Here is a 7,868-nt window from a genome sequence, read left to right as displayed (position 1 = left end):
AAGACGCACATGACGGCTGGAGCCCTGCCCATCCAGCCGCTATGATGCGCCTTGGCCGGGGCATTGCGCCCGTTGACTCATCCGTTGAGGTTTTTCTGCCATGTCACAACACATAGGGGCGCTGACTCTGCTGGTGGCTGATTACGATCAGGCCATTCGCTTTTTTACCGAGGGACTTGGCTTTGCGCTCCTGGAAGACACTCGGCTCGATGAACCGGGCAAACCGGGCAAGCGCTGGGTACGGGTTGCCCCCAAAGGTGCCCCCGGTTCCGCGTTGCTGCTGGCACAAGCGGCCAATGCGCAGCAGCAGGCCGCCATCGGCCAGCAGGGCGGTGGCCGGGTATTTCTGTTCCTCGAGACCACTGATTTCTGGGGGGATTACCAGCGCATGCAGGCGTACGGTGTTCATTTTTGTGAACAGCCTCGTGACGAGCCTTATGGCACTGTGGTGGTGTTTGAGGATATCAGCGGCAACCGGTGGGACTTGTTGCAACGTACTGCTGCCAACTGAATCTGAAAACGTTTATCATCCCGCCTGTCATAAAGTCATAAAAGTGTCACAGAAAATTCTAATAATTGGCGCACCCATCTTCACAGAGGAGAGAGAAGGGAATGGCTAAGCGAATTCTGGTGGTCGAGGACGAAGCACCGATCCGCGAAATGCTCTGCTTCGTGTTGGAGCAGAAGGGATATGAGACGATTGAAGCGGAAGATTACGCCGATGGACTGGCGAAGGTGCGCGAACCCTACCCCGAACTCATCGTGCTCGACTGGATGATGCCGGGCGGCAGTGGCATCCAGTTTATCAAGCAGCTCAAGCAGGATGAGGTGACGCGCCAGATCCCGGTGGTGATGCTCACCGCTCGCGGTGAAGAGGAGGACAAGGTGCGTGGTCTGGAGGCCGGTGCCGATGACTATATCACCAAGCCGTTCTCGCCCAAGGAGCTGACCGCTCGCCTCCATGCGGTGATGCGCCGCGTGTCGCCCACCTCGGTAGACGAGGTGATCGAGGTGCAGGGGCTGAAACTCGATCCTGTCTCCCACCGGGTAAGTGCCGAAGAGAAGGCGCTCGACATGGGGCCGACCGAATTCAAGCTGCTTCACTTCTTCATGACTCACCCCGAGCGGGTCTACAGCCGTGAACAGCTGCTCAATAATGTCTGGGGTACCAATGTGTACGTCGAGGACAGAACCGTGGATGTGCATATTCGTCGCCTGCGCAAGGCGATTGAAGAGACAGGGCACGACAGATTGATCCAGACGGTGCGTGGAGCCGGATACCGCTTCTCAACCCGTCTCTAGAGGCAGTTATGTTGCAACCTTACGCCTGGCGGCGACAGTTGTGGCGAATGGCGTTTTTTTACGCCCCCTTCGCATTGGTTGGCTGGTTGATTGATCATCTTGCCCTCTGCCTGTTGGTGGCGGCCGTGTTGCATCTGGGCTGGCACTATCGCTTCCAGAAGCGGCTCTCTGACTGGCTGTGGCACGACCGCAGCCTGGTGCCCCCCAGCGGCAATGGCAGCTGGGAGTACATCTTCAACGGTATCTACAAGCTGCAGCAGCGTCACCGCGCCCGTCGCCGCGAGCTGGCGGGGCTGATCCGCCGCTTCCGGGAGGGTGCCGAGGCGCTGCCCGATGCCGCCGTGGTGTTTCGCACCGATGGCAGCATCCTCTGGTGCAACCGGCTGGCGGAGCAACTGCTCGGTTTTCGCTGGCCGGAGGATGCCGGCCAGCATATCGGCAACCTCATTCGCAATCCGGCCTTTAACGCCTATCTGGGCAAGGGGGCGTATGACGAGCCCCTCGAGATGCACTCCCCGGTCAACGAGGAGAAGTTTCTCGAGTTTCGCATCATGCCCTACGCCTCCGATCAGGCGATGCTGGTGGTACGGGATGTCACCCGCTTGCGCAGTCTCGAGAAGACCCGCAAGCACTTCGTTTCCAACGTCTCCCACGAGCTGCGCACCCCGCTGACCGTGCTCAAGGGCTATCTGGAGATGACCGAGGAGCCGCCCCCGCCCGCCATGTGGGCCAAAGCGCATCGGGTGATGATGGAGCAGACCATCCGGATGGATAATCTGGTCAATCAGCTGCTCACCCTCTCCCGTATCGAGGCGGCCCCGACCGTGGATCTCTCCCATCTGGTGGACATGCCTGCCATGCTGGGACTGCTGGAGCAGGAGGCGCGGGCGCTCTCGGGCGATCGGGCCCACCAGATTGAATTTGTGGTGCAGCCCAATCTGCTGGTGCGCGGGGATCAGGAGCAGCTGCGCAGTGCCGTCTCCAACCTGGTCTACAACGCCATTCACTACACCCCGGCGGGGCGAAAAATTACCGTGGAGTGGCGCAAGCAGGGGGCGATGGCGCTGTTTGCCGTGAGCGATGAAGGGGAGGGGATTGCCCCCGAGCATCTGGCGCGGCTGACCGAGCGGTTCTATCGGGTCGACAAGGCACGCTCGCGCCACACCGGCGGCTCAGGACTTGGCCTTGCCATCGTCAAGCATGCCCTCAGTCATCACGACTGCCAGCTCGATATCGAGAGCCGGGTCGGCCTTGGCAGCCGCTTCAGCTTTCTCATTCCGAGCCGCATGGTGGTGATTAAATAGTCTTTTATGGCAATGAGTTAGCTGCAAAAAGAGGGCCTTTGAACGGGCCCTCTTTTCATTTGTTCAAATCTGTCGCCATGTCATTAAAGTGTCACATTAAATCCATAAATTTGTCACTGCCAGGTCAGATACTGGCGCCGTCTTAAGAACGGACCTTCTGTAACTTTGGAGAGATTGGATGAAACTCAACAAACTGGCTGGTGTAATCGGATTCACCGCAGCAACCCTGTTTTCTGTCAGCGCCCTGGCTGCCGGTGTGGATAAAGACCTGCCGGATTACACACCGACCAGCGGCATTTCGGGCAACCTGTCCTCTGTCGGCTCTGACACCCTGGCCAACATGATGACCCTGTGGGCCGAAGAATTTAAGCGTTTGTACCCCAACGTCAACGTGCAGATCCAGGCCGCCGGTTCTTCTACCGCCCCGACTGCCCTGACCGAAGGTGTTGCCCAGTTCGGTCCGATGAGCCGTGCCATGAAGGCCGGTGAAGAGGAAGCATTCGAGAAGCGTTACGGCTACAAGCCGACTGCCATCCGCGTTGCAGTCGATGCCTTGGCGGTGTTCGTCAACAAGGACAACCCCATCAAGGGGCTGACCATGCCGCAGATCGACGCTATCTTCTCCAGCACCCTCAAGTGCGGCGAAGCCAAGGCTGCCACCAAGTGGTCTGATCTGGGTCTGGATGGCAACTGGTCCAGCAAGGATCTGCAACTGTTCGGTCGCAACTCCGTATCCGGTACTTACGGTTACTTCAAGGAGCACGCCCTGTGTAACGGCGACTTCAAGAGCGGCGTGAACGAGCAGCCGGGTTCTGCTTCCGTGGTGCAGTCTGTCTCTGCCTCCCTGAACGGCATCGGCTACTCCGGTATCGGTTATGTCACCTCCGGCGTGCGTGCAGTACCGCTCTCCAAAGATGGCAAGACCTTCATCGAAGCGACCTCCGATAACGCCATCACCGGCAAGTATCCGCTGTCACGCTTCCTGTACGTTTACGTGAACAAGCATCCGAACAAGCCGCTCTCCCCGATGGAGCAAGAGTTCGTCAAGATGATGCTCTCCAAAGCAGGCCAGAACATCGTTGCCAAAGATGGCTACGTGCCGGTGCCGGCCAAGGTGGTACAGGCTGACCTGAAAAAGCTGGGTATCATGTAACTGCCTGCAGTCAGCATGCCCTGATAAAACGAGCCCCAAGCGGGCTCGTTTTGTTTTTGGCAGCTGTCAGTTTTGTTAATAGCGCAGGATGGATATTTTTCCGCCAGCCGGGGGCTGGCTCCCTTGCGCAGCAGGGCGGCATTTCCGAGAATAGGGCAACGTTATGGCAAAGGATCCCTTCATGATTGCGTCCCTCACCAAGTTTGGCATGGTAGCCCTCTGTAGTTCCCTGCTGGTCGCCTGCGCCCAGTCGCCGACCGGCCGCAGCCAGATGCTGCTCTACTCTCCCCAGCAGATGAACCAGCTGGGCGCCGACTCCTTCGAGCAGATGAAGAAGCAGGAGAAGGTGAGCAAGGATGCCAAACTCAACGCCTATGTCTCCTGTGTCGCCAAGGCTGTGACCGCCCAAGTGCCGGCCAGCTATGGCATCACCAACTGGGAAGTGGTGGTGTTTGACTCCAAACAGGTCAACGCCTTCGCCCTGCCCGGCGGCAAGATTGGTGTCTACAGCGGTCTGCTCAAGGTGGCCAAGAATCAGGATCAGCTGGCGACCGTTATCGGTCACGAGCTGACTCACGTACTGGCCCAGCACTCCAACGAGCGACTCTCGCGCAGCCAGCTGGCGGGGATCGGTCTGGCGGCCGCCGACATTGCCATGGGCACCAGCGAGTACCGCGGCGCCACCATGGCCGCCCTTGGCCTCGGGGTCGAGGTGGGGGTGATGTTGCCCTATGGCCGAACTCAGGAGAGCGAAGCGGATCGGCTGGGGCTTGAGCTGATGGCGCGCGCCGGGTTCAATCCGGCCGAGGCAATCCCCCTGTGGCAAAACATGAGTGCCGCCGCCGGTGGCAACACGCCGCCGCAACTGCTCTCCACCCACCCGAGCAACGAGAACCGGATCGCCGAGTTGCAGGCGCAACAGGCGCAAGTGCTGCCGCTCTATGAGCAAGCCCGCGCCAACGGTCTGGTGCCCCAATGCAAGGCATAAGCCTGCGCATGGCGCGCAGCGACGATGCCGCCGCCATGACGGTGATGCAGCGAGCCAGCTGGCTCGCTGCCTATGGCCAGGTGCTCGGTGCCGACCTGCTGGAGCAGCTGGACGTCACCGCCCATCTGCAGATTTGGCAGAGCCGTCTGGCCGAGCCGGGCCCAAGGCCCATGCTGCTTTGTCTCGACGAGGTGGTGATTGGCCTACTCTACTGGCAACCACAACAGGAAGCGGGACAGAGCCATGCCCTGATCCGCGCTTTTTACCTCCATCCCGACCACTGGCGACAAGGTTATGGCAAACGGCTGTGGCAGGCGGTGGCGATGCAGATGCGCCGCGCCGGTTGCCATAGCGTCAAATTGTGGCTGCTCGATGGCAACCACATCGGCGAGGGGTTCTACCTGCGCCGTGGCTTCGTTTTTGATGGCGAGGAGCGCACCCTGATAAGCCTCGGGCAGCCCTGCCTGCAGCGACAAATGAGCCGTTTGCTCTGATCACTCTCCCGTTTTTCGCCTTCGGTCACTTTATTTTTTTTGCGAATTAATACAATGTCCCCCTTGAAACAGAGTTGGATAAACACGGGCTGACAAGGGAGTGCTGGCATGTATTACGGCTTTGATATCGGTGGCACCAAGATCGCTTTTGCGGTCTATGACGGTGCATTGAACCTCTGCCACGAGGAGCGCATGAGCACTCCGGGCAACGATTACGAGGGGCTGCAGCAGCTGATCCGCTCCCGGGTCGAGCAGGCGGATGCCCGCTTCGGCGCACGGGGCTCGGTCGGCATTGGTTTCCCCGGTGTCATCAACAGCCAGGATCACAGCATAGTGGCGGCCAATCTGCCCTCCATCAATGGTCGCCATCTGGGCGCAGATCTGGCCGAACTGCTGGAGCGGCCGGTCAAGGTAGATAACGACGCCAACTGCTTCCTCTGGTCCGAAGTGCATCAAGGGGCAGCCGACGGCGCAGGCAGTGCGCTCGGCGTCACCATCGGCACCGGTATCGGCGGCGCCGTCTATCTGGCGGGCAAGCTTATTCAGGGGCGCAACTGGCTGGCTGGCGAGATTGGTCACTACCCCTTGCCCGCGACCATGCTGATGAAGTATCCCGAGTTGCCCCGTCCCCGTTGCGGCTGTGGCCGTCTGGTCTGTTTTGAAACCTATGCCTCCGGCACCGGTCTGGAGCGTCTCTATCACCATTTCCATGGCCAACGTGCCACGGGTCACCAGATTGTGGGGCGCTTCGAGGCCCATGAACCCCATGCGGTCGAGACGGTCGACTGCTGGTTGGAGATCATGGCCGCCGGGCTTGCCACCGCCGTTTCGGTGATTGATCCCGAGGTGGTGGTGTTGGGGGGCGGCCTGAGCGGCCTGCCCGCCCTCTATGAACAGCTGCCGCTGCGTCTGCCCGGTCACTTGCTGCCCGGGGTCGCCCTGCCCGAGATCCGCCAGGCCCGCTTCGGCGGTGCCGGTGGTGTGCGCGGCGCAGCCTTGCTCAATCTATGAGATCAGATGTGGGGTCTGATCTCCCCGCTATGAGATCAGATGTGGGGTCTGATCTCCCCGAAAAAGGAGTCTTCATGACCCGTCTTGAAATCTGTATCGACAACCTGGAATCCCTCTTCACCGCCCAGCAATCCGGGGCGGATCGTATCGAGCTCTGCTCTGCGCTGGGTCTGGGCGGCCTGACCCCCTCCTACGGTTTTATGCAGCAGGCGGCCCGCCATGCCACAGTGCCGGTTTATGCCATGATCCGCCCGCGCGCCGGGGATTTTTGTTTCAACGACGGCGAGTTCGAGATGATGCTGCAAGATATCGCGGCGGCACGCGCTGCGGGGCTGCAAGGGGTGGTGGTCGGTTTGCTGGATGAGGAGGGGCGGGTGCCTGCCGCCAAACTCAAACAGCTGGTGGATGCAGCAGGCCCGTTGGGAGTCACCTTCCATCGCGCCATCGACCTCTCCTCCGACTGGCGCCTCGATCTGGAGACCATAGTTGCTGCCGGTTGCGAGCGCATTCTGAGCTCGGGCCATGCGCCGACCGCGCTGGCTGGGCTGGAAACCCTGCAGGAGATGCAGCAGGCGCTGGCGGGGCGTGCCAGCCTGATGCCGGGGGCCGGGGTCAATGCCGACAACGTGCGTACCATCATCGAGTTCACCGGAGTGAGCGAAGTGCATATGTCCGGCATGGGCTGGCGCGGCGGCATGGTGCCCCATGGCGTAAATATGGGCACCTCGGATGATGGCCGGGTCAATATCACCGATGGCGCCAAGGTGGCCGCGGTCAGAGCCTTGCTGGATCGCGGTTAAGCAGATCGCCGCCGTTGGGCGGCGTTCATCCGCATCTTGTGTGAAGTTCCTCCCACTGACGGGGAAATCAGGGGCGCCCCCGGCAGCACCCCGGCCAAAAGTCTGATATTATCCCGCCTCTTTACTACATGGATCTGGAGCAACATCTCAATGTCCCAATACGACTCTATCGAACAGAAGGCCAGCTATGGCATCGGCCGCAACATGGGTGATCAGCTGGCGCAGCAAGCTTTCGCCGGTCTGGATATCCCGGCCCTGCAACAAGGTCTGGCAGATGCCCTGAATGGTCTGGAGTTCGCGGTCAGCCGTGACGATATCAATGATGCCTTCCAGGTGATCACTGCGCGTATGCAAGAAGAGCAGGAAGCCGCCGCCAAGGCCGCCGCTGCTGACGGCGAAGCCTTCCTGGCTGATAACGCCAAGCGCGCTGAAGTGAAGGTGACCGACTCCGGTCTGCAGTACGAAGTGCTGGTAGAAGGCAACGGTGCCGTTCCGGTAGCCGGTCAGTCCGTGCGTGTGCACTACCACGGTACCTTTACCCACGGTGGTGTATTCGACAGCTCCGTCGCTCGCGGCCAGCCGGCTGAATTCCCGGTGACCGGCGTGATCGCTGGCTGGGTTGAAGCGCTGCAGCTGATGCCGGTTGGTTCCAAGTGGAAGCTCTACATCCCCCACGATCTGGCCTACGGTGCCCGTGGTGCCGGTTCCATCCCGCCCTACTCTGCACTGGTATTTGAAGTCGAGCTGCTGGACATCCTGTGATCCTGCTGGCTTGATGCAAACGGCGACCCTCGGGTCGCCGTTTGTTTTTGGATT

At 60.4% G+C, this 7,868-nt stretch carries 9 protein-coding genes; all 9 read left to right on the top strand.

The features are described from left to right. Window positions 1–100 precede the first annotated feature (100 nt). The 9 genes from AB5Y85_RS02105 to AB5Y85_RS02065 all read left to right on the top strand — a co-directional run bounded on the left by AB5Y85_RS02105 (window position 101) and on the right by AB5Y85_RS02065 (window position 7,814). A complete protein-coding gene (locus AB5Y85_RS02105; RefSeq protein ID WP_107682390.1) occupies window positions 101–511 on the top strand; it encodes a VOC family protein in 411 nt (136 codons plus the stop codon). 101 nt (window positions 512–612) lie between these two features. After that, on the top strand, window positions 613–1,302 hold the full coding sequence (gene phoB / locus AB5Y85_RS02100) for a phosphate regulon transcriptional regulator PhoB (RefSeq protein ID WP_005338414.1): 690 nt from the start codon (window positions 613–615) through the stop codon (window positions 1,300–1,302). A gap of 8 nt (window positions 1,303–1,310) precedes the next feature. Next, entirely contained in the window at window positions 1,311–2,606 is a 1,296-nt protein-coding gene (gene phoR, locus AB5Y85_RS02095) for a phosphate regulon sensor histidine kinase PhoR (RefSeq protein ID WP_064338495.1), read from the top strand. A 178-nt stretch (window positions 2,607–2,784) separates the two neighbouring features. Next, window positions 2,785–3,759, top strand: coding sequence for a PstS family phosphate ABC transporter substrate-binding protein (locus AB5Y85_RS02090; RefSeq protein ID WP_005338411.1), 975 nt, complete (start codon window positions 2,785–2,787; stop codon window positions 3,757–3,759). 181 nt (window positions 3,760–3,940) lie between these two features. Continuing rightward, entirely contained in the window at window positions 3,941–4,747 is an 807-nt protein-coding gene (locus AB5Y85_RS02085; RefSeq protein WP_005338409.1) for a M48 family metallopeptidase, read from the top strand. Further along, window positions 4,735–5,241 (top strand): GNAT family N-acetyltransferase, encoded by a 507-nt coding sequence (locus AB5Y85_RS02080; RefSeq protein WP_005338408.1) that lies wholly within the window; start codon window positions 4,735–4,737, stop codon window positions 5,239–5,241. The genes AB5Y85_RS02085 and AB5Y85_RS02080 overlap by 13 nt, the downstream gene beginning before the upstream one ends. A gap of 108 nt (window positions 5,242–5,349) precedes the next feature. Next, window positions 5,350–6,252 (top strand): ROK family protein, encoded by a 903-nt coding sequence (locus AB5Y85_RS02075; RefSeq protein WP_204380818.1) that lies wholly within the window; start codon window positions 5,350–5,352, stop codon window positions 6,250–6,252. Between the two features lie 74 nt (window positions 6,253–6,326). After that, entirely contained in the window at window positions 6,327–7,052 is a 726-nt protein-coding gene (locus AB5Y85_RS02070) for a copper homeostasis protein CutC (RefSeq protein WP_005338406.1), read from the top strand. Between the two features lie 150 nt (window positions 7,053–7,202). After that, window positions 7,203–7,814, top strand: a complete 612-nt coding sequence (locus tag AB5Y85_RS02065) for an FKBP-type peptidyl-prolyl cis-trans isomerase (RefSeq protein WP_005338405.1) — start codon at window positions 7,203–7,205, stop codon at window positions 7,812–7,814. Window positions 7,815–7,868 lie beyond the last annotated feature (54 nt).

This window comes from Aeromonas sp. R3-1 (genome assembly GCF_040908345.1).
Classification (GTDB): domain Bacteria; phylum Pseudomonadota; class Gammaproteobacteria; order Enterobacterales; family Aeromonadaceae; genus Aeromonas; species Aeromonas veronii.
This window is presented reverse-complemented; position numbering and strand designations above follow the sequence as displayed.

What these genes read in the sequence shown, in the direction of transcription:
- AB5Y85_RS02105 (WP_107682390.1), top strand. Translation starts at nt 101, where the DNA reads ATGTCACAACACATAGGGGCGCTGACTCTGCTGGTGGCTGATTACGAT.
- phoB (WP_005338414.1), top strand. Translation starts at nt 613, where the DNA reads ATGGCTAAGCGAATTCTGGTGGTCGAGGACGAAGCACCGATCCGCGAA.
- phoR (WP_064338495.1), top strand. Translation starts at nt 1,311, where the DNA reads ATGTTGCAACCTTACGCCTGGCGGCGACAGTTGTGGCGAATGGCGTTT.
- AB5Y85_RS02090 (WP_005338411.1), top strand. Translation starts at nt 2,785, where the DNA reads ATGAAACTCAACAAACTGGCTGGTGTAATCGGATTCACCGCAGCAACC.
- AB5Y85_RS02085 (WP_005338409.1), top strand. Translation starts at nt 3,941, where the DNA reads ATGATTGCGTCCCTCACCAAGTTTGGCATGGTAGCCCTCTGTAGTTCC.
- AB5Y85_RS02080 (WP_005338408.1), top strand. Translation starts at nt 4,735, where the DNA reads ATGCAAGGCATAAGCCTGCGCATGGCGCGCAGCGACGATGCCGCCGCC.
- AB5Y85_RS02075 (WP_204380818.1), top strand. Translation starts at nt 5,350, where the DNA reads ATGTATTACGGCTTTGATATCGGTGGCACCAAGATCGCTTTTGCGGTC.
- AB5Y85_RS02070 (WP_005338406.1), top strand. Translation starts at nt 6,327, where the DNA reads ATGACCCGTCTTGAAATCTGTATCGACAACCTGGAATCCCTCTTCACC.
- AB5Y85_RS02065 (WP_005338405.1), top strand. Translation starts at nt 7,203, where the DNA reads ATGTCCCAATACGACTCTATCGAACAGAAGGCCAGCTATGGCATCGGC.